Here is a 261-nt window from a genome sequence, read left to right as displayed (position 1 = left end):
CACCCCCGAGAGAAAGCAACTCCCGCCCGGCTTAGCATCTTTAACCGCCGGGCGGACGAACAGGCATTCCCAGTCCGATAACTTTGTTCATCAACTTGACACCGGCCAAGATCTCACCGACTTGGCCGGTGTATTTTCGTAAGATCAGGGTCGGGCTCAACAGTTGTTTGTCTCGAGACATGGTGGTCTCTGCTAATGAACGTTGATGGTAGCCTGATGCCGTTTTCCATTCCGCCAATTGACCTGATTTCAGCGCAGCAA

At 52.9% G+C, this 261-nt stretch carries 1 pseudogene; it reads right to left on the bottom strand.

The annotated features are described in order from the left end of the window. Positions 1-40: 40 nt before the first annotated feature. A pseudogene (locus AAEZ18_RS19095) lies at positions 41-261 on the bottom strand (IS5/IS1182 family transposase); the annotation flags it as partial.

Origin of the sequence: Pseudoalteromonas sp. 19-MNA-CIBAN-0066, from assembly GCF_040308705.1 — a bacterium.
GTDB classification, from domain to species: domain Bacteria; phylum Pseudomonadota; class Gammaproteobacteria; order Enterobacterales; family Alteromonadaceae; genus Pseudoalteromonas; species Pseudoalteromonas nigrifaciens.
The sequence above is the reverse complement of the archived record's forward strand: the minus strand, read 5'-3'. Positions and strand labels throughout refer to the sequence as shown.